Below are 20,462 nucleotides of genomic sequence, written 5' to 3' on the forward strand. Positions count from 1 at the left end.
TTTGCTCAAATAAACTTCGAGTAATTTCTACCATCAATCAATGAAAATAATTTCGATCGATCAACCAGTAAAAATCCACACAAGTTGTTCTTCATAATCTCTTAATGATCTATTTTCCACTTCGTCAGTAGAAAATATAACACAATACACATCTAACAACTTAACCTGTTCAGCTAAGTTCGTTTGCTGTATCGCGTCGGGATGAGCTCATTATAGGGCAATTTCGTACACGTGCAAGTGCTTTTAACTGATTGTTTTATTGAGTGATGTATTTTTATGCACTATTTTGGTTCATTTTTATTCTAATTTAAATATAAACATATAATTTTAAAGCAAAAATATGAATTAAATATTTCTGCTTTATTTTTTATTACTTTTTCTCTTCTGCTGCTTTAATGTTCACACTAATAATTTTCACAGCTTGCTTGGGTACATTTTGATGCATGCCAAAGTTTGCAGTCGGTACTTGACTGATTTTATCGACCACATCCATGCCTTTAGTGACTTTACCAAACACCGCATAACCGGCATTCATCTGACTTCTGTTTAAAAAGTCATTGTCTACCGTATTAATAAAAAATTGGCTTGTTGCAGAATTTGGCTTGTTGGTTCGTGCCATGGCCAAAGTGCCACGTGCATTCTTTACTCCATTATAAGATTCATTCTGGATGGGTGCTTTGGTCGGTTTCTCTACCATGTTGGCATTCATTCCCCCACCCTGAATCATAAAGCCGGGAATCACCCGGTGAAAAATCGTGCCGTTATAAAAGTTATCTTTTATATAGCCTTCAAAGTTTTTTGCAGAAATAGGTGCCTTGTCATTAAATAACTCTATTTCAATATTTCCCATAGACGTTTTCATTTCTACCAAGGTATTTGCAGCCATCACCTGCAAACTCATACATGCAACACTAATAGCAAATAAGGCTTTATTTAACATTTCTTTACTCTTCTACGTTAAGTTGTAATTGTGAATGTCGATATATTAATCTTTCAATATAAATATAACAGCTTCTCTTTTTGAGATAAAACGAGTATGACAATGAGCAAAGAATTAAACACAACTACTTTTTCCCTTTATCCACCGTGGCATTTACATGGGGATGCTTTTATTTTGAATTACTGGTTAACACCCAAATTTATTGAGCAGCATCAGAATTTTTATATTGCTCCCTCTCCGATTGGCCGCGTGGTACAGGTGATTTTGGTTCGTTATCATGATTCTCCTGTAGGTCCATATGATGAATTGCTGATCTTGGATCATCCTTTAATCAGTAAAAGGCGCTTGTCTTCTATTCCTAAAATTTATGTTTCTACCGAAAGTTCGATGGTCAACGGTCAACACTTTTGGGGAATTCCAAAACAGCTGGCCCAGTTTGAATGGCTCATCCATGATGATGTGGTGTATTGCAAGATTTGCTTTGAACAGCAAGAAATGAGTTTGCACTTGCAGAAATATAAACATAGTCAGACGTTTTATGTGAATAGTCACCATTTACCTGCACGGCTGCTCAACATTTACCAAGCCTGGCAAGGTTTACGCTATCAATTCACTCCACAATTTCGCGGTAAACTCAGCAAATTAAAACAAGCCAGCTGGAAAAACACCCAGGACATATTCCCCGATTTTTCTCAGGCCCGCTATTTGCACAGTTTTTACGTGCCAGAATTTAGCCTCACCTTACCTAAAGCTAAAATTGAGAAAAAATAAAAAAGTGTTTCACGTGAAACACCTTTATATTCCAGCTTGTTCTCAAGCTAAACAGCTAAGCGTGTTTATCCCAAAACTTTTTATAGTTTTTACTAATTTCAATAAAATACTTTTTAGCACGATAAGACACTGGCGTTAGATTGGCAAAACCATGCGCTTGATCGCTATATTCCTGATAATGCACTTTCACACCGCGATGACGTAATTTATGAGCATAAATTTCCCCTTCATCATGTAATACATCATGCCCCGCAGTCACCACAAACGTAGGAGGTAATTTGTCATGCTTGCCATAGGTCGGGGAAATGAGCGGATCATCCAGTTCGACCTGATGGGTATCTGCATAATAGTGGGTCACAAAATCCACATCTTTACCGGTTAAAACCAGCCCTTCATTATAGGCATAAAATGAAGGATGACGGCTTTTAAAATCCACTGCCGGATAGAGCAGTAATTGGGCTTGCGGTGCATACACTTTATGAGCAGCTCGTTGTGCAACTACGGTGCTGATATTTCCTCCAGCGCTATCGCCCGCAACTGAAATCCTATTTTTCAAGATTTTAAGCTGCTTTCTGTTTTGATAGACCCATGCCAAGGCATCTTCACAGGTTTGAATCAGTTTATTCGGACTCGCTTCAGGTGCTAAAGGATAGTCAATACTCAAAACCTGTACTTTGGCATGCACTGCCAGTAAACGACAGACTTCATCATGCGAATCCAGACTGCCGACAACAAAGCCACCCCCATGAAAATACACCACCATGGGCAATTTTTTAGTAGGTGCAGGATGGTAATGTCGCGCGAAAATGGTTCCACTGTGTAAAGGTAAACGCAGATCTTCCACCTGTTTTACCGGTGTAGGTTTAGCTTTGATGGACTGCATTTGCAAATCAAAGCTTTTACGCGCATGGATAATATCTTCACTCACAAAGCCATTACTGCCGCGTTTTAACTGGGCTGCCATCATGCATTGGATTAAGGGATCAAGTTCAGGATACTGGTGGGGATATCTTAAAATTCTAACTAAAGATTTTTGTGCAAAACTGGGTAACCGGTCCAGAGTACGTGCAGCTGTACCTTGACCTTTTTCTAACACGGTCTGTAAAGTTCGGCTAAAAGCAACCATCATTGCATCTTCCTTTTATTTTAATCTTCACATTTTCTACATGGTCAGCCCATGCGTGACCATAATCTTATATAAGTCTAATCATCTGTATACACAGTAAAAACATTCATACGCTAATCTTCTTTTTATACCTTGTCATTGACTATTTCCATGTATATTTCGGAGTGTTTTTGCTACTCCTTGCCATAAGAAGGATATACGTTATGGCTAAAAGACTGATTATACTCTCATTAGCTACGACATTTTTAGCTGTAGGCTGTGTGGCATTTCCTGAAGATGGTGGCTATTACAATGGCGCTTATGATGATCGCTACCACCGTCGTTATGATCGCGTTTATGGTTCAAGTTATGACTATCGCTATGAACGTGAGCGGGATCGTCAACGTTGGGAATATCAACAACGCCAAAACCGTTTAGAGTTAGAACGCAAAAAACGTGAGTCTGAGCGTCGTCAGTGGGAACAGAACCGCCAGAAACAGTTTGAATGGGAACGTAAAAAACGTGAACAGCAACATCTATTGGAACAGCGGAAAAGAATCGCCAAACAGCGTCGCAATAACCAGTCCGGCTGGAATCACCAAAAGCGTGAACTTGAACGTAAGCGCGCAGAACAGCAGCGTAAAAAGGTGGATATACGGCAACTGCATAAAGTGCAGGAAAAACGCAGGGATCACCGTCGAGATTCAGATCATCGAGAACATCAGCAGCGTGAGAGATGATCTCATTCACCACTGCAAGTTCCTCCCCCTCAATATCCTTTATTTAATGAATCAACAATCCGGCCTAGAATTGAATACTGTGCTGATAAAATCATTATTCTCTCCGCAACGAAACTTTGCGATAACTTTTAAGATAGATGATAGCAAAAGCCGAGCTACCATCTATTGCAACCATCAGCTGAAAGCTTTCTCTAAGACTCTAAGAAGAAATCATCTCATCCTGGCGATAGCCCTGTGATTACTGGGCAGCTTGTGAACTTTGAGAAGCAGAGCCAGAGTGGGTAGCGCCCGCATGAACTGAAGTATCTGCCTGAACGCCAATTCCCCCCAGTTGTGCCTGAGTGGAAACACCCAGACCTGTGGTTACTTGAGCAGTCTCAGGATTTTGTGTGGTTTCGGCAGAAGTACAACCGACCGCAGTCAATGAAACAGCAATCACACTTAAAGATAATAAAGCCGTTTTTTTCATCCATATTTTCCTTGTTGGTTAAGTTTATGAAGCAAAGTCCAACTTTGCGCTGCCTATCATTCAAAATTTTTATTGTAACTGCCCACCTGTTGAGTTGTAGTTTTGCGAAATCATGTAATTATTCACTTGTTTTTATAATATTAAAATTTTCAATTGACTTGCTTGTTTCAGCGCAAATTTGACCATTAACATTTTGTATTTAATATTATTAATCCAATATAAAACTCAGAAATATGACGCATTTCCCCATCATTTAGATGAGTATTGAAATTGTAAAGATCTATCAAAATCCTGATAAAATTTTGCTAAATAAATACATCAATTCTCTTCTTTTCTGTATTCGGAAAATTTCAGGCAAAAAAAAAGCTTATCCGGAGATTGGATAAGCCTAGAAAACACATTTCTAAATACCAAGAAGAAACTACAGCGATAGAATCTGGGTTAAATAATAAGCGTACTTAGCAATTTTGTGAAATATATAATTTATAGCATATTGATCGTTTTTAAGTCTAAATAAACTTCAAGAAGTTCATTGCTTACATGCTATGAACTTTCTCATACATATTATTCTCAATAGCTTAATTCGGTTTAGGCTATTGAAACGGCTATTTCTGCCGTTCACTCCACTATAAATAATAGGCTTACTTAGATCAGGATGCGCTAGTCACCAGGGGTCCACCTATGCTCTGCTTAACCGGGTCTAAATCCTGATATTTACCCGCAATTACCACATCATCTGACATTTTATTTTAGAAAAATAATGCTTTTTAATAATTTTAATCAAATTAAACAGATTTAATTGCTTGTCTCGCTTGAATTTTTAGCGTCTGCCCCGAACTCTGTAGTAATCATGAATTATCACTCATGGCAGTTCAGGATTAACGCGGTTAGCACTGAGGCCAAAAGGACTGACATGTTTAAAAACCCATTCAAACGGAGTAAATCTATGGCAACTGAGCAAAATCAAGACGCTCAAGATCTAGGGCAAGAGCAAGCTGAGCAAAAAACAGTAGAATCTCAAGCTGAAACAGAACAAGCCGCAGTTTCAGTTGAAGATTTACAAGCCCAAATTACCCAGTTGGAAGAAAGTTTAAAACTTGAAAAAGCACGTACAGCCAATGCGGTCTATGAAGCACAAAAAAGCGTAGAACGTATTCAACGTGATGCTGAAAAGCATAAAGAAACGGTGATTGAGAAGTTTGCTAAAGAGTTGCTGGAAACTGTCGACAATTTAGAACGTGCCATTCAGGCGGCTGGTGATATTGAATCGCCATTACTTGAAGGTGTTCAACTGACCCATAAATCGTTACTCAGTACGCTGGAAAAATTTAATGTTGTAGAAGTCAACATGAATAACGGTTTCAATGCGGATTTACATCAGGCAGTCGGTATTGCACCTGATGTCAAAGCAGGTGAAATCGGTACGGTATTACAAAAAGGTTATGCCCTTTCAGGCCGTTTACTGCGTCCGGCAATGGTCCTCGTGGGTCAATAAGGTAAAGAAATTCGAGAGTTTTTCTACTTTTTTTCATGCAAACAACTTGAAAAATTTTGAATGGCTCTCATATCGGATAACAAGCAAAAACATTGCAAAAAATAATTTTGAGGAAGCATCCAAATGGCTAAAATCATTGGTATTGACTTAGGTACAACAAACTCTTGCGTTGCCGTACTTGAAGGCGACAAAGTTAAAGTTATCGACAACGCTGAAGGCGCTCGTACCACTCCATCTATTATTGCCTATAAAGATGGCGAAATCCTGGTTGGTCAGTCTGCTAAACGTCAGGCAGTCACAAACCCTAAAAATACACTATTCGCAATCAAGCGTTTGATCGGCCGTAAGTACCAGGACCAAGCGGTACAAAAAGATATCGGTCTGGTACCTTACAAAATCATTCAGGCAGACAATGGCGATGCTTGGGTTGATGTCAACGACAAGAAACTTGCACCACAACAGATCTCTGCTGAAATCTTGAAAAAGATGAAAAAAACTGCAGAAGACTATTTGGGTGAAACAGTCACTGAAGCGGTAATTACCGTTCCTGCATACTTCAACGATGCACAACGTCAAGCCACTAAAGATGCTGGTAAAATTGCCGGTCTTGATGTGAAACGTATCATTAACGAACCAACTGCTGCGGCTCTTGCGTTCGGTATGGACAAGAAAGAAGGCGACCGTAAAGTTGCAGTTTACGACTTGGGTGGTGGTACTTTCGACGTATCCATCATTGAAATTGCGGACCTGGACGGTGACCAGCAAATCGAAGTATTGTCTACAAACGGTGATACTTTCTTAGGTGGTGAAGACTTCGATAACGCGTTAATTGAATTCCTGGTTGAAGAATTCAAGAAAGAACAAAGCGTGAACTTGAAACAAGATCCACTTGCATTACAACGTTTGAAAGAAGCTGCTGAAAAAGCAAAAATCGAGCTTTCTTCATCTAATGCAACTGAAATCAACCTTCCATACATCACTGCAGATGCGACTGGTCCTAAACACTTGGTGATCAACGTAACGCGTGCAAAACTTGAAGGTTTGGTGGCTGATCTGGTTGAACGTACTATTGAACCTTGCCGTATTGCGCTTAAAGATGCCGGTCTTTCAACTTCAGACATCTCTGACGTGATTCTGGTGGGCGGTCAGTCTCGTATGCCACTTGTACAACAAAAAGTACAAGAATTCTTTGGTCGTGAGCCACGTAAAGACGTGAACCCGGACGAAGCAGTTGCAATTGGTGCTGCAATTCAAGGTGCGGTATTGTCTGGTGACAAGACTGACGTACTTTTACTTGACGTAACTCCATTGACTCTTGGTATTGAGACGATGGGCGGCGTGTTAACAGCAATCATCGAGAAAAACACCACGATTCCTGCGAAGAAATCTCAAGTGTTCTCAACTGCTGCAGACAACCAGCCTGCTGTAGACATTTCGGTTTACCAAGGTGAACGTAAGATGGCTCAACAAAACAAATTGTTGGGTAACTTCCAGTTAGGCGACATCCCACCTGCTCCACGTGGTGTGCCACAAATTGAAGTATCGTTCGATATCAACGCTGACGGTATCTTGAAAGTATCTGCGAAAGACAAGAGCACTGGTAAAGAGCAATCCATTCAAATTAAAGCAAACTCTGGTTTGAGCGATGCTGAAATTGAAGCAATGATCAAAGATGCTGAAGCAAATGCTGAAGAAGACCGTAAGTTCGAAGAACTTGCAAAAGCACGTAACGAAGCTGATGCTTTGGTTTCTAGCGCGCAAAAAGCAGTAAAAGATCTTGGCGAACAAGTGACTGCTGACGAAAAAACTGCGGTTGAAACTGCGGTTTCTGAACTTGAAGCTGCAACCAAAGAAAATGACGTTGAAGCGATCAAAGCAAAAACTGAAGCACTGCAAAACATCATCATGCCGATCACTCAACGCGCTTATGAAGCTGCTCAAGGTGCTCAAGGCGGCGCACAAGGTTTTGACCCAAATGCATTCCAAGGTGATGCAGGTCAACAACAAAAAGCGGATGATGGCGTTGTAGATGCTGAGTTCACTGAAGTTAAAGATGACAAAAAATAATTTGTCGAATTAACAGAAAAAAGACCGCGCAAAAGCGCGGTTTTTTTTGGTTATCTTATAGGCAACAGGAGGGATTTTGACTAACATATAACTATATAAATCACTTAAAAAATAAAAATATGCATAATTTTATCAAGCTTCTACTGATTGCTTCTGGCTTTGCAATCATGATGCTCTACCCGATGGGTAGTCTGTTTATCGTATTACCCTCTAGTGTTTTTCTTTCTCCATTTAATTATTTGCAAGCTTTAGGTATAGAGGCGGCCTTTGCTCTTGGTTTCCTAATATCAGCAATAGTGTTGCTGATATTATCGGTACCTCAGCGCTACCCTTATGGAAAAGGCTTTATCTTATTGGGCTTGGGATTAATCAGCTATATTATTTTCCAGGTGTATAAATATGAAGTGAGTTTCTATACTTTCAATCATCGAAATGTGAATGCTTACCATGTTAAATACTTAATTGAACTTATTATTTTTTTATTCAATTTTTTAGGTCTAATCTTCATCTATCATTCTAATTTGCCCAAACAAATTGATCAGTTTAAAAAAACAAAAAATAAAGCTTAAGATGCTAAATTTCCTGAACTTAAGCATGACAAAAACTAATGTATGGAATTTAAGAAAAGACCGCACAAAAGCGCGGTTTTTTGATTTTTATTTTTGCTTAATTGTTATACAGTATAAAAAAATAATGTTTTTAAGCTTTTATGCGCTTAGTGCTCCTCAGCCTTTTGGTCATCTTTCTTTTAGGCATGACCTATCAAACCCGAAATCATCCCCAAATTCGCAACAACAAGCTGCTGGATCGTATTCAGCATCCTTTCGATACCCGGTTACGTTACCGCATTGCTGAAATTGATCCACGTTTTGGCCTGAGTGAAAATGAACTGAAACAGATCAGCCAGCAAGCCACTGACATCTGGAAAGCGGGTACAGGCCAAGACTATTTTGTTTATGATCCCGATGCCCGGCTCACCCTCCATTTAATTTATGACCAACGCCAAGATGAATCGGTGCAACGTCGCCAGCAAATCGGACAGATTCAACACAACCAGCAAGTGTGGGTCAATAAAAACCAGCAACTGAAGCAATTCAAAGATGAGCTAGACCGTACCAATGCCATGCTCGAAGCGAGAAAACATCAATTAGATCTGCAGTTACAACACTACAATCAGCAGATAGCCGTCATTAATCAGCATGGCGGAATCCCGCCTTCACAACGTGACCAGCTCATGCAGCAGCAAAATCAATTACAACAGCAAATCTTTGCACTGCAGCAGGAAATCAGTATTTATAACCAAAAAATTCAACAGCTTAATCTTCAGGTCGATGAACTGAATCAGCTTAATCAACAGATTGATAGTTCTGTAAAAAGCTTTAATCAGCGCTTTCAGCCGCGATTATTTGATAAAGGTTCATTTAATGGCAAGCAAATTAACATCTACGAATTTGAATCGGTTGAAGATTTACGCTTGACGCTGGCACATGAATTCGGCCATGCCTTAGGCTTGAAACATAATCAGGACCCGCAAGCGCTGATGTATCCGCTCATGAAAGATCAAAACATGCAAAATTTCCGCTTGTCCGCTGCTGATATTGCCTTGTTGCAGGCACGTTAGGCCCAACTTGAGATACAATGCAAAAAAACCTTACTTTTTATAAATCTATGAATAGTAAGATATCGGCAATCAGGCAAATTTCATGTTATGGTAATAACAAGAAATGACAACAGAAACCTGTGGAGATGCATGTGAGTTACTACCATATTCTTATTGAAGTAAATGATCACATCAGTACGATTGAGCAGACTCGCGATATTGAAATTTTTGATATTATTGAGATTCAGCCTTATCTCCATTCCATTCTTTTACCTTATTTCAATGAGCAACAGATTGAACTTGAAGATGAAAATATTGAATATAAAGATATTCTACATTTACAAGTCAAACAGACCCTGTTGCCTATTCAAGATTTGATTGAAGAAGAACAGCGCTTATTGCCAAGTGATACCGATATCACCATTAGCGCTTATGAGATTTTTAACAATCGCGATTTAAGCCAAGATGTGACTACCGTTATTTTTGATATTTTAGAAGCAGCTAAACTACAAGCTTAATCATTTAAATAGCTTGAAACTGCAACTCAGCAGGCTGAACTGCCATAAAAAAGCCCCCATGTTTGGAGGGCTTTTTATATTTGATTATTCGATTAAATTGAGAAAGATGAACCACAACCACAGGTTGTTGTTGCATTGGGGTTATTCACAATAAAACGTGAACCTTCCAGACCTTCTACATAATCAACTTCCGAACCGACAAGATATTGATAGCTGAGTGAATCGACCAGCATTTTCACATCGCCATTGACAAATTCAGCATCATCTTCATTCATGCTTTCAGCAAAGTTAAAGCCATAAGAGAAACCGGAACAACCGCCACCTGTAACATAAACGCGTAACATTAATTCTTGGTTGCCTTCGCTATCACGCAATTGGCGTACTTTATTCGCAGCATTGTCGGTCAGCACCAGAGCTTGGGCATTCATGTGGGATTCCTCTGTTCAATTCAGGTGTCTTGAAATATAAAAGACCATATATCAAGTATAGCATACCCAATATATGGTCAGTATTTACAGATTTAAAGTTAAATCAGAGTATTTTTCTCAAGATTGTTTGTAGTTTTCATCCTGCAGACTACATTCGAAATTCTTTGGATCCTGCTTACAACGGAATTGCCAGAGCAACTTCATCATCCGTTTATCATAAACACCGCGTTTGGTTAAATCGACCCGCGACTCGCGCATGAGTTTTTGATAGCCTGCCTTATCTGCTTCAGGAATTTGCATCCAGTATTTTTGCGGAATATCGGCTTTCATTTTGCCTAAAATCCCGAAGGCACGAGGTAACTGGCTTTTTACCCATTCACGTGACTTTTGCCCATATCCTGCCGGAAATTTATTTGGACGGATAATCACATTACCAGTCACCTGTAAAATAGGATAATTCACAATTGCGCCCTTATTCCCTAAACCCTTATAGAGTTCTAAAGGTTTAAATACGGCAGCAGGTGCACCAATAATATCGACCTGGCCATTGTTAAATTTAGCGCCAAAATTGGTGACATCTGCACTGATCGCTTGTGCACCTACTTGCTGAACCATAATTTTTTGTGCTTCGTCGTAATCAAGTACGGCAATTTTTTTGCCTGCGGCTTTCGCAACGGTATTGATATTACGGTCATTGACCATTAAAAAAGCGTCGCCGACTGGAATTACACCGACCACTTCATATTTACCATTCACCATATGTTTGGCAAAAGTCGGACTGGCTAAACCCTGCATGACTTTTACCGCCAGTTTTAAATCGGGAATCGCACCAATGGCATCCAGTGAACCGGTAAAATGGTTAAACTGACGACCGCGCATACCGGTCACACTAATCCCGTCACACTTTCCAGCTTTAAAATCCTCAGCGATGACCGCTTCGTTCTGGCCTACACGCAATTCAATATCGGCACCCCAATTTTTGGCTGCCAATTGATAGTCTTTCATCAAGGCAAAAACATCACCACTTTTACCCACTAAATCAAATACGCAAATTACTTGTTTGGCTTGAGTCATACTGGTAACTGCACATAAACCCAGACCAAGCAGCAGTGTTTTAGAGCATGGCATCATGATTTTTTTCTTCCTTGTATCATTATTTTATTCAATCTCGGATTGAATGGTTTTTTGCTTTTTTTATTCATCAGCCATTAACGGTTGGTCTTGAAGACCTTTTTTTTGAGGCTGATAAAATTTTACTGTTTTGTAAAGATTACGCTTTTTTTACTCACCACAATTGCAAAGATGACAAAATCCAGGCGACAAAAAAGCCCAGATTTAATCTAGGCTTTCTTTTTAAAAATCAATATTATTCACCACCAAGTGAACATTCGAAATTCGCTTTATCGACAGAACAGCGAGCCTTTTTCAAAATCCCCATCATACCTGCATCATAAATACCACGTTTGGTCATATCCATACGGCCTTCACGCAATAATTTCTGGTATTTGGTTTTATCTTCTGCAGTCAGGTTCAATTTAAACTTGGCTGGAATATTGGCTTCCAGACGATTAATCAGGGCAAAACTTTTTGGTAAGTTTTTCACAAACCAATCACGTGATTTTTGACCAAAGCCTGCCGGAAATTGGTCTGGACGGATCACAAAATCTGCGGTCACCTGGAGTACAGGGAAATTAAACATTGCACCATTGGAACCTAAACCTTTATAGATTTCTAAAGGCTTATACGCATAGGCTGGTGCACCCACCATATCTACCTGTCCGTTATTGAATTTTGCGACAAAGTTAGAAACGTCAGAGATCACCGCTTGCGCCCCTACACGCTGCACCATAATTTTTTGTGCATCGTCATAACCCAATACGGCAAATTTTTTGCCTGCTGCTTTTTCAATCGAGTCAATCTGTTTATCACGTACAAAAATAAAAGCCGAACCTAAAGGTGAAATACCCGCCACTTCATATTTTTTGCCGCCTAAATTACTGACCATTTTCGCCGCATTACGTTTGTCCAAAGCAAAAGTGATGGCACGCTGAGCAATCGCATTACTTGGTGCACCACCGAGAGCATCAATAGAGCCTGCGAATTTGTTGTATTGACGAGCACGCATCGCGGTCATAAACACGCCGTCACATTTACCGGCTTTAAAGTCATTATCCGCAACTGCTTCGTCTTGACGTGGAATAAGATTAATCTCCGCGCCCCATCCTTTGGCAGCCAGTGCCCATTCCTGGGCCATTTGAAAAGATTCACCCGATTTACCCAGTAAATCGAATACACATACATCGACTTTGGCAGCTTGCGCTGTGCTCGCTAAGCCGACAGCAGCAAATGTTGCCAATGTGAAAATCGTTTTTTTCATTATTTCGGTCCTTTTGGAATCTTGTTGTTTGACGAGTATCCGTTCACGCCACAAATATTAAGCAAGTTTATTCTAAAAAAATAGAGCATTTACTCCAATTAATCAGGCTTAAAATGCCAATCTTTTTCCATTTTTTAAGTTCACAATAAAAATCATAAACTTATGTAATAACGATTTTTAGCTATAATTTATGGAATTTGCGCTATTTTACAAATGAATACAATAATGATGTCTTTATTCACCGCTTAATGAACACTCAAAGTTGGTTCGTTCCACAGTACAACGGGCTTTTTTCAGCACCGTCATCATGGTCGGCTCATAAATTCCTTGCCGGGTCAGGTCTAGACGTCCATCCCGCAATAATTTCTGATATTTATCATGATCTTCCTTGGTTAAATTCACTTTATATCTGGCAGGAATTCCTGCTTCCAGGCGCTGCACCATCGCAAAGCTTTTCGGTAAAAGCTTTATAAACCAGCTACGCGATTGGTCTGCAAAACCTTCAGGAAATTTTTCCGGGCGAATCACCAGATCGGCAGTCACATTGACCACTGGAAAATTAATCATGGCCCCGTTAGAGCCTAAACCCTTATAAATTTCTAGCGGCTTAAAAGCATAAGCAGGTGACGCAATCATGTCGACTTCACCATTGTTGAATTTTTTCACAAAATTAGAAATATCAGCCATCACCGGTACCGCACCAATACGCTGGACAACAATTTTTTGCGCCTGATCATAATGCAGAATCGCAAATTTTTTACCTTTTGCTTTCTCTATAGAATTAATTGATTTATCGCGTACAAAAAGATAGGCGGTACCAATTTGCCCAATCCCTGCCACCTCATATTTTTCATTGGCAATGGTACTGATCAGCCGCTTTTTATTGCGTTTGTCTAATACAAAAGAAATGGCTTTTTGTGCAATCTGATTACTTGGAACGCCACCGAGTGCATCAATTGAACCGGCAAATTTGTTATAGGCACGGGCGCGCATTGAGGTCATGTAAAAGGCATCACAGACACCGGCTTTAAAATCTTTTTCTATTTTTGCCTCATCTTGATAGGGTATTAAATTGACCTCAGCACCCCAGTTTTTACTGGCTAAGCCCCATTCTTCAATTAATTTATAGGACTCACCGGCTTTACCGAGTAGATCGAATACACAGATATTTTGTTTTGCCTGAGCCAAGCCTGAAAAACTCAAAAGTGTGAGTGTTGATAAAATAAAAGTTCCTTTATTCATAATACCCCTTCTTCTTTTTTCACTTATTCCTCTTAGAAAATCACTATAGTTTTGTTTTAATAGTAAAAATAGCATTAGCACTATCTTTCTGACAAAAGGCTGTTTTTTGCACAATTTGTCACATTTTTCTTAATTTACTGAAAATCATCCCTTTATAAAAAAGAATCATGCACTGCCTTTTTATTTTCTGAGCCGCTTCCTTTAGAATACGCTCACCATTCTTCTCATTTAGATATTTCAATGATTCAGTTAGATCAACTTTCTATACGTCGCGGTGGACGTGTTTTATTTCAAAAAGCGTCTATGCAGCTACATCCAGGATGGAAAATTGGCCTAACCGGTGTCAATGGCGCAGGAAAATCGACCTTGTTTGCGGCATTGTTGGGTGGAATGGAATCGGATGGTGGTTCCCTGACCCGTCCTGCTGCCTGGACGGTGGCCCATATGGCCCAGGAAATTAAAGCGCTGGAGATGAAAGCCATCGATTTTGTTCTGTCCGGAGATGAAGAATATTGGGACATCCAGCACAAACTGGAACATCCTGAAGACCTCAATAATGAGGAATTAGCGCATTTATATGGTCGTTTTGATGAAATTAATGGCTACTCTGCACCATCCAAAGCATCACAATTGATGGCCGGTCTGGGCTTCTTTGAACATCAGTCTCAACTGGATGTTTCAAGTTTTTCGGGTGGCTGGCGCATGCGTTTAAATCTGGCCCGTACCCTGATGAGCCGTTCCGACTTGCTGTTACTGGATGAACCGACCAACCATCTCGATTTGGATGCCATTTTATGGCTGGAAGACTGGTTAAAAGCCTATGAAGGCACCCTGATTTTAATTTCGCATGACCGTGATTTTCTGGATGCCGTTACCGATCATATTCTACATATCGAAAATCAGGAGCTGACGCTCTATACCGGAAATTATTCCACATTTGAACGTACCCGTAGTGAACGTCTGGCACAACAACAGCAAGCTTATGAAAAACAGCTTGAAACACGGGCACATTTACAAAAATTTATTGACCGCTTTAAGGCCAAAGCCACCAAAGCCAAACAGGCACAAAGCCGGATTAAACAATTAGAACGCATGCAGGAACTTTCTGCTGCACATGTGGATACACCATTTACCTTCAGTTTCCGTGAACCGACTAAAATGAGCTCACCGCTGCTGCAACTGGAACATGCAGATATTGGCTATGGAGACAAGCTAATTGTAACCAACGTCAATTTGCAAATCACACCCAGCAGCCGGATTGGTTTACTCGGGATGAATGGTGCCGGTAAATCGACACTGATCAAATCTTTGGTGGGTGATCTGAAACTGCTCAAAGGGACGCGCAAAGATTCTGAATTGCTGAATATCGGTTATTTTGCCCAGCATCAAATGGACGCCCTGGATGGGAGTGCCAGCCCAATGCTGCAATTGTCACGAATTGCGGACAAGAAAATCAGTGAAGCAACGTTACGTTCATTCCTCGGCAGCTTTGGTTTTAGTGGCGAACGTATGGACACCCCAAGTGAAGGCTTCTCCGGCGGTGAACGTGCGCGTCTAGCTTTGGCTTTAATTGTCTGGCAACGTCCTAACGTGTTGATTCTGGATGAACCGACCAACCATCTGGACCTTGATATGCGTCATGCCCTGACCATGGCCTTACAAGACTTTGAAGGTGCTGTGGTGTTGGTATCGCATGAGCGTCAATTGATCGCCAGCGTCTGTGATGAATTATTGCTCGTCCACAATGGTCAATGCCGTGAATTCGATGGTGATCTGGTTGCCTATGCAGACTGGTTACGCCAGGCACGGATTGACCTGATGAAAAATGGTCAGAAACCTGCTGAACCCGTGAAGTCACAAGTAGAAGTAAAACCGGCAATTTCAAAACTCGATAAAGAGGCTCAACGTAAAGAAACTGCGCGCCGCCGTGAACTGAGCCGCCCGATTCGTAAAAATATTGAAAAAAATGAAGCACAGATCAGCAAGCTGCAACCACGTTTGGCTGAAATTGAAGTATTACTGGGTGATACGGCAATGTATGAAGCAAATCGTAAAGATGATCTACTCAAGCTGATGAATGAGCAAACTCAGTTAAAAAGCCAGCTGGAAACGGCAGAAGAACAGATGCTAGAGTTGATGATGGAACTGGAAGAGCTTGAAAGTTCTTTTGAATAAGGCATTTTTCCATTGTTAAGCAAAGCTAAAGTGATGCTTATTTTATGATCGCGGTACAATATTTAAGGCGTGCTGCGATTTTTTAATTTTTCTACACAACCATTCTTATAGCCATTTTAGCCAACTATGACGGCTTATTTTCAATTTAACAACGCGATCAAGTTTTAAATTCAAAATCATCCTAAAATAAATTTAAAACAAGGTTTTAAATTTAAATACCTTATCCACAACCCTTCAAAATTCCAGTTTAAATTTAAAATAAAAGATCAGTTTATCTTGTGGATAAGTTATTTTTCACTTTTCTATTGAGCTAAAATGGCAGTTTAAAAACTTATCCACACAAAGCTTTCCACTATGTTGGTCGTTTAAAATTAGTTTTTTGACTTATCTTGAGCTGTTTTTTTTTGCGTTTTAAAAACCTGAGTTCGATTATTTTCCAGACGCCCTCCCTGACCCATAATTCCCGAATCTGTTTCTGATCCTGCAAACCAATCAAGACCTGGCAATGCTTTAAATCTTTATCATAATCAAATTCTTCAAACTCAACTGCGAGTTTTTGGGGCTTCCAGACACCATTTTTTACAGCATGCGCAATCCGGTCATAACGGACAAAATTGCTTTCCACACGACCTTCCTGCTCGTAGACCACTTTGAACTGTTCATGTTCATACTGAGCCAGAACCTCGTAATCTCCGCTAAAAAAGGCCTGAGTCCAGATATCGCGTATCTGTTTCAATTCTTGATCCATAGCGCCCACCTCGTCATATTGCATGATGATTTCCTCTTGCTTAGAGTCATCATGACAGAGGAATACGTCATTTTAATAAAAATAAAGATGGCTAAAAGTTAATCGGATTAAGATAAAAATAGCATAAAAAAAGCACCCCGAAGGATGCTTTTTACAATTTCACTCATCAATGCATCAAGCGTCAATATCCGCATTCAAGGCATTTTCTTCAATGAAGGCACGACGCGGTTCCACATCATCTCCCATCAAGCAGGAGAACATGCGGTCTGCCTCAATAGCATCTTCAATGGTCACTTGCAGCATGTTACGGTTTTCAGGATCCATGGTGGTTTCCCACAGCTGTTCCGCATTCATCTCGCCCAAGCCTTTATAGCGCTGGATCATCATACCACGACGTGAGTCGGATAAAATGTGCTGCCAAACCTGATGGAAAGTCGATACCTGGATCTTGCGATCACCTTTCTGCAAATAAGCGCCTTCTTCAAGCAAGCTAAACCAGCTCTTTGAATTTTGCAGCAAACGCTTGTATTCACTTGAACCGAGCAATCCGGCATCCAGTAAATAATGATGCGGCAAGTTGTGTACATAAACTGTTACGCGTGGCCAGTAATGTGCCACTTTGCTACCGTCTGCATGTTCTTTTTCAAACAGTTCAAGCGTGATTTCAGGGCGTAAACTCGGCTGTTGAACTTCAATGGCTGCACGCAACTGTTCAGCCCACTGTTTTACATAGTCTTCGTCATGGCTATGGTCGAGCTTGAATGCTTCCAAGCCCAGTAAACCGTCCAGCAAGCTTGCTGGATAACGTAGCGTTAAACGTTGCAAGCTCTTTTGTGAAGTCTGATAGTCAGCAATGACTTTGGCTAAAGACTCACCCCGAATTGCAGGTGCATCGGCGCTGACATGCAGTTCCAGCTCATCAATTGCATTAGAAATGAGATAGGTTTCAAGCGCATCATTATCTTTAATGTACTGCTCTTGCTTGCCTTTTTTCAGTTTATATAACGGTGGCTGTGCAATATAGATATAGCCGCGTTCTACCAGTTCAGGCATTTGACGGAAGAAGAAGGTCAACAGCAGCGTACGGATGTGCGAACCGTCGACGTCAGCATCGGTCATGATGATGATTTTGTGATAACGCAATTTGTCCGGATTGTACTCTTCGCGGCCAATACCACAGCCCAACGCCGTAATCAGCGTACCCACTTCCTGACTCGAGATCATCTTGTCAAAACGTGCACGTTCTACGTTCAGGATTTTACCTTTTAGCGGTAGAATTGCCTGCATCTTACGGTTACGGCCCTGTTTTGCAGAACCGCCCGCAGAGTCACCTTCGACCAGGTACAGTTCAGACAATGCCGGATCTTTTTCCTGGCAATCCGCCAGTTTGCCTGGTAAACCTGCAATATCCAGTGCACTCTTACGACGGGTCATTTCACGCGCTTTACGCGCCGCATCACGCGCACGTGCCGCGTCGATAATTTTACCCGCAATTGCTTTGGCCGCTGTTGGATTTTCCAGAAGATATTCAGCAAATGATTTATTCATTGCCTGTTCTACGGCGGGCTTCACTTCACTGGAAACCAGTTTTTCCTTGGTTTGTGAAGAGAATTTCGGATCAGGTACTTTAACCGAAACAATCGCGGTCAAGCCTTCACGCGCATCATCCCCAGAAACGTTCACTTTCTCTTTTTTGAGCAAGTTTTCGCTTTCCATATAGCTGTTTAAACCACGGGTCAAAGCTGCACGGAAACCGGCTAAATGCGTCCCCCCATCTTTTTGGGGAATGTTATTGGTAAAGCAGCGTACGTTTTCTTGATAAGTGTCGTTCCATTGCAAGGCAACTTCCACACCAATGCCATTGTCTGCCTGAACAGTAAAATGAAAGATATCATTCAGATGGGTTTTGCCCTGATTGATATATTTCACAAATTCAGACAAACCGCCTTCATAATCAAATACATGCTCAGCATCGATACGTTCATCACGCAGCACAATACGTACACCCGCATTTAAAAATGAAAGTTCACGTAAACGACGTGCCAAAATATCGACATTGAAAATGGTTTGACTGAAGGTTTCGGCACTTGGCCAGAAACGTACTGTCGTCCCGGTTTTATCAGTATCGCCCACGACTTTGAGTGGATAGACCGGGTCACCATGTTTATATTCTTGTTGGTGGATATGGCCAGCTCTGTGAATGGTCAATTCCAGTTTGCTGGACAGGGCGTTGACGACCGAAACCCCGACACCGTGCAAACCGCCAGAGACTTTATAGCTGTTATCGTCAAACTTACCGCCGGCATGCAGAATGGTTAAAATCACTTCAGCTGCAGACACGCCTTCTTCAGGGTGAATATCGGTCGGAATACCACGGCCGTTATCGGATACGCTGACAGACTCATCTTCATGAATGGTCACCAAGATTTCGTCACAGTGACCTGCCAAGGCTTCATCAATGGCGTTATCGACCACCTCAAACACCATGTGATGTAGGCCCGAGCCATCGTCAGTATCACCAATATACATACCTGGACGCTTACGCACAGCATCGAGGCCTCGTAATACCTTGATACTAGAGGAATCATAAGCCTTTTCATGGGTTGGTTCTGTTTGAGAAGCAGCTTGATCTTCTGAACTCATGGTTTCTCCCTAGTGAAATATAGGTCTATCCAAAGATGGGTAAAATTTAAAAAGTTATTGCACAACAACCTGAACTTGACCATTTTCAACTTTGAATAATTGATATGAAATAGACAAATCATGTAAATGTTTTTTGACCGATTCATGCTCTAAAGTGGTAATAAAAACTTGACTACCCAACTGGCTCAATCGCTCAATTAATCGTCGTTGTGCAGTTAAATCTAATTCTGCTGTCAGATCATCTAATAATACCACAGTTTCCTTATTACAGGCATGCAGCATTGCAATCTGTGACAGTTTTAAAGCCATAATCAGGAGCTTTTTCTGACCGCGTGAAAGCACCACATCGGCATCGCCCATGGCTGTTTTTAAACGAAAATCTGCACGATGCGGTCCGTATTCGGTATAACGGCGATCGACATCTTTCTGATGATGCAGAGTCAAGTCATGCAGCAAGCCCTGTTCGGTATGAAAGCCGGGACTATATTCCAGTTCAACCGCAAGATTGGGCAGCAAATGCTGCAAATCCTGCTCAAAATAAACCTTCCACTGCTCGACAATACCGCTACGCTGCGAATTCAGCATTTCACCATATTCCGCCAGCATTTTGTTCCACGGTTCCAGATCCTGCAAACTGAGATTTCTGCTCGATTTCAGCAAACTGTTGCGTTGCTTTAAGGCACGGGCATAGTACTGCCAGGCATGATAAAAATCCGGTTCCACGTGGAACATCAGCCAGTCCAGCAATTGCCGGCGCGGTTTGGCCCCATAATCGATAATATCGGTACTTTGTGGGTCAATATGCTGTAAAGGCAGTATTTTGGCCAGTTGCCCTTGGGTCGCGATATGATCGCCATTGACCTTAATCAGCTGTTCACCGGAGAGCAGCTTTTGCATGCCGATTTTTTCCGTTGCCGATTGTGCAAACACAATCGCGTCGCCGGTTTCATGCTGAATATAATTTTTCGGAATATGGGTACGAAAAGAACGTCCGGTCGCCAGCAGATGAATGGCTTCCAAAATCGAGGTCTTGCCTGAACCGTTTTGCCCGTAAAAGACATTAAACGGCTGCAACTCCTGGAGTGCAACCGTCTTTAAGTTTCGAACACGTTCTATATTTAAACGCGTAATATGCATGGTTAAA

At 41.1% G+C, this 20,462-nt stretch carries 18 protein-coding genes; 8 read left to right on the top strand and 10 right to left on the bottom strand.

All coding sequences use genetic code 11. The features are described 5' to 3' along the window. Nucleotides 1-370 precede the first annotated feature (370 nt). Nucleotides 371-940 carry a peptidylprolyl isomerase gene (locus ACPUEY_RS09445; protein ID WP_425121903.1) on the bottom strand — a complete coding sequence of 190 codons (570 nt, stop codon included), beginning with the start codon at nt 938-940 and terminating at the stop codon, nt 371-373. Nucleotides 941-1,042: 102 nt separating this feature from the next. On the opposite strand from ACPUEY_RS09445, the gene ACPUEY_RS09450 reads away from it, so the two are divergent. Next, nucleotides 1,043-1,711, top strand: a complete 669-nt coding sequence (locus ACPUEY_RS09450; protein ID WP_425121904.1) for an acetoacetate decarboxylase family protein — start codon at nt 1,043-1,045, stop codon at nt 1,709-1,711. A 55-nt stretch (nt 1,712-1,766) separates the two neighbouring features. On the opposite strand, the gene ACPUEY_RS09455 is transcribed toward ACPUEY_RS09450, so the two are convergent. Next, nucleotides 1,767-2,837 (bottom strand): alpha/beta hydrolase, encoded by a 1,071-nt coding sequence (locus ACPUEY_RS09455; protein WP_425121931.1) that lies wholly within the window; start codon nt 2,835-2,837, stop codon nt 1,767-1,769. Between the two features lie 203 nt (nt 2,838-3,040). Here ACPUEY_RS09455 and ACPUEY_RS09460 point away from each other — a divergent pair, with 203 nt between their 5' ends. After that, nucleotides 3,041-3,556, top strand: a complete 516-nt coding sequence (locus ACPUEY_RS09460) for a hypothetical protein (RefSeq protein WP_425121905.1) — start codon at nt 3,041-3,043, stop codon at nt 3,554-3,556. A 238-nt stretch (nt 3,557-3,794) separates the two neighbouring features. Here ACPUEY_RS09460 and ACPUEY_RS09465 read toward each other — a convergent pair whose 3' ends face one another. Beyond that, entirely contained in the window at nt 3,795-4,025 is a 231-nt protein-coding gene (locus ACPUEY_RS09465) for a hypothetical protein (RefSeq protein WP_131273584.1), read from the bottom strand. A 946-nt stretch (nt 4,026-4,971) separates the two neighbouring features. On the opposite strand from ACPUEY_RS09465, the gene grpE reads away from it, so the two are divergent. From grpE to ACPUEY_RS09490, 5 genes are all read left to right on the top strand, one after another. Next, on the top strand, nt 4,972-5,520 hold the full coding sequence (gene grpE / locus ACPUEY_RS09470; RefSeq protein WP_425121906.1) for a nucleotide exchange factor GrpE: 549 nt from the start codon (nt 4,972-4,974) through the stop codon (nt 5,518-5,520). 123 nt (nt 5,521-5,643) lie between these two features. Continuing rightward, nucleotides 5,644-7,587 (top strand): molecular chaperone DnaK, encoded by a 1,944-nt coding sequence (gene dnaK / locus ACPUEY_RS09475; protein ID WP_092820969.1) that lies wholly within the window; start codon nt 5,644-5,646, stop codon nt 7,585-7,587. A 119-nt stretch (nt 7,588-7,706) separates the two neighbouring features. Continuing rightward, nucleotides 7,707-8,156, top strand: a complete 450-nt coding sequence (locus tag ACPUEY_RS09480; RefSeq protein ID WP_425121907.1) for a hypothetical protein — start codon at nt 7,707-7,709, stop codon at nt 8,154-8,156. A gap of 140 nt (nt 8,157-8,296) precedes the next feature. Next, nucleotides 8,297-9,208, top strand: coding sequence for a matrixin family metalloprotease (locus ACPUEY_RS09485; RefSeq protein WP_425121909.1), 912 nt, complete (start codon nt 8,297-8,299; stop codon nt 9,206-9,208). 119 nt (nt 9,209-9,327) lie between these two features. After that, on the top strand, nt 9,328-9,705 hold the full coding sequence (locus tag ACPUEY_RS09490; RefSeq protein ID WP_165493289.1) for a hypothetical protein: 378 nt from the start codon (nt 9,328-9,330) through the stop codon (nt 9,703-9,705). A gap of 92 nt (nt 9,706-9,797) precedes the next feature. Here ACPUEY_RS09490 and erpA read toward each other — a convergent pair whose 3' ends face one another. The 4 genes from erpA to ACPUEY_RS09510 form a co-directional block, all read right to left on the bottom strand. After that, nucleotides 9,798-10,133 carry an iron-sulfur cluster insertion protein ErpA gene (erpA, locus tag ACPUEY_RS09495; RefSeq protein ID WP_092820961.1) on the bottom strand — a complete coding sequence of 112 codons (336 nt, stop codon included), beginning with the start codon at nt 10,131-10,133 and terminating at the stop codon, nt 9,798-9,800. A 117-nt stretch (nt 10,134-10,250) separates the two neighbouring features. Next, nucleotides 10,251-11,261 carry a putative solute-binding protein gene (locus tag ACPUEY_RS09500; RefSeq protein WP_425121932.1) on the bottom strand — a complete coding sequence of 337 codons (1,011 nt, stop codon included), beginning with the start codon at nt 11,259-11,261 and terminating at the stop codon, nt 10,251-10,253. A gap of 238 nt (nt 11,262-11,499) precedes the next feature. Next, the gene (locus tag ACPUEY_RS09505; protein ID WP_425121910.1) at nt 11,500-12,510 is read right to left on the bottom strand and encodes a putative solute-binding protein; all 1,011 of its coding nucleotides are present in this window, start codon (nt 12,508-12,510) and stop codon (nt 11,500-11,502) included. Between the two features lie 234 nt (nt 12,511-12,744). Then, nucleotides 12,745-13,752: a putative solute-binding protein gene (locus ACPUEY_RS09510; RefSeq protein WP_425121911.1), complete on the bottom strand. Its 1,008-nt coding sequence runs from the start codon at nt 13,750-13,752 to the stop codon at nt 12,745-12,747. 240 nt (nt 13,753-13,992) lie between these two features. Between ACPUEY_RS09510 and ACPUEY_RS09515 the strand changes: the two genes are divergently transcribed. Continuing rightward, a complete protein-coding gene (locus ACPUEY_RS09515; RefSeq protein WP_425121912.1) occupies nt 13,993-15,927 on the top strand; it encodes an ATP-binding cassette domain-containing protein in 1,935 nt (644 codons plus the stop codon). Nucleotides 15,928-16,279: 352 nt separating this feature from the next. On the opposite strand, the gene ACPUEY_RS09520 is transcribed toward ACPUEY_RS09515, so the two are convergent. From ACPUEY_RS09520 to recF, 3 genes are all read right to left on the bottom strand, one after another. Then, entirely contained in the window at nt 16,280-16,675 is a 396-nt protein-coding gene (locus ACPUEY_RS09520; protein WP_425121933.1) for a hypothetical protein, read from the bottom strand. 174 nt (nt 16,676-16,849) lie between these two features. Next, nucleotides 16,850-19,318 carry a DNA topoisomerase (ATP-hydrolyzing) subunit B gene (gene gyrB, locus ACPUEY_RS09525; RefSeq protein ID WP_425121913.1) on the bottom strand — a complete coding sequence of 823 codons (2,469 nt, stop codon included), beginning with the start codon at nt 19,316-19,318 and terminating at the stop codon, nt 16,850-16,852. A 54-nt stretch (nt 19,319-19,372) separates the two neighbouring features. Then, on the bottom strand, nt 19,373-20,455 hold the full coding sequence (gene recF, locus ACPUEY_RS09530; RefSeq protein WP_425121914.1) for a DNA replication/repair protein RecF: 1,083 nt from the start codon (nt 20,453-20,455) through the stop codon (nt 19,373-19,375). Nucleotides 20,456-20,462 lie beyond the last annotated feature (7 nt).

The sequence above is a fragment of the Acinetobacter sp. G11 genome (genome assembly GCF_049808495.1).
Lineage (GTDB): Bacteria > Pseudomonadota > Gammaproteobacteria > Pseudomonadales > Moraxellaceae > Acinetobacter > Acinetobacter kookii.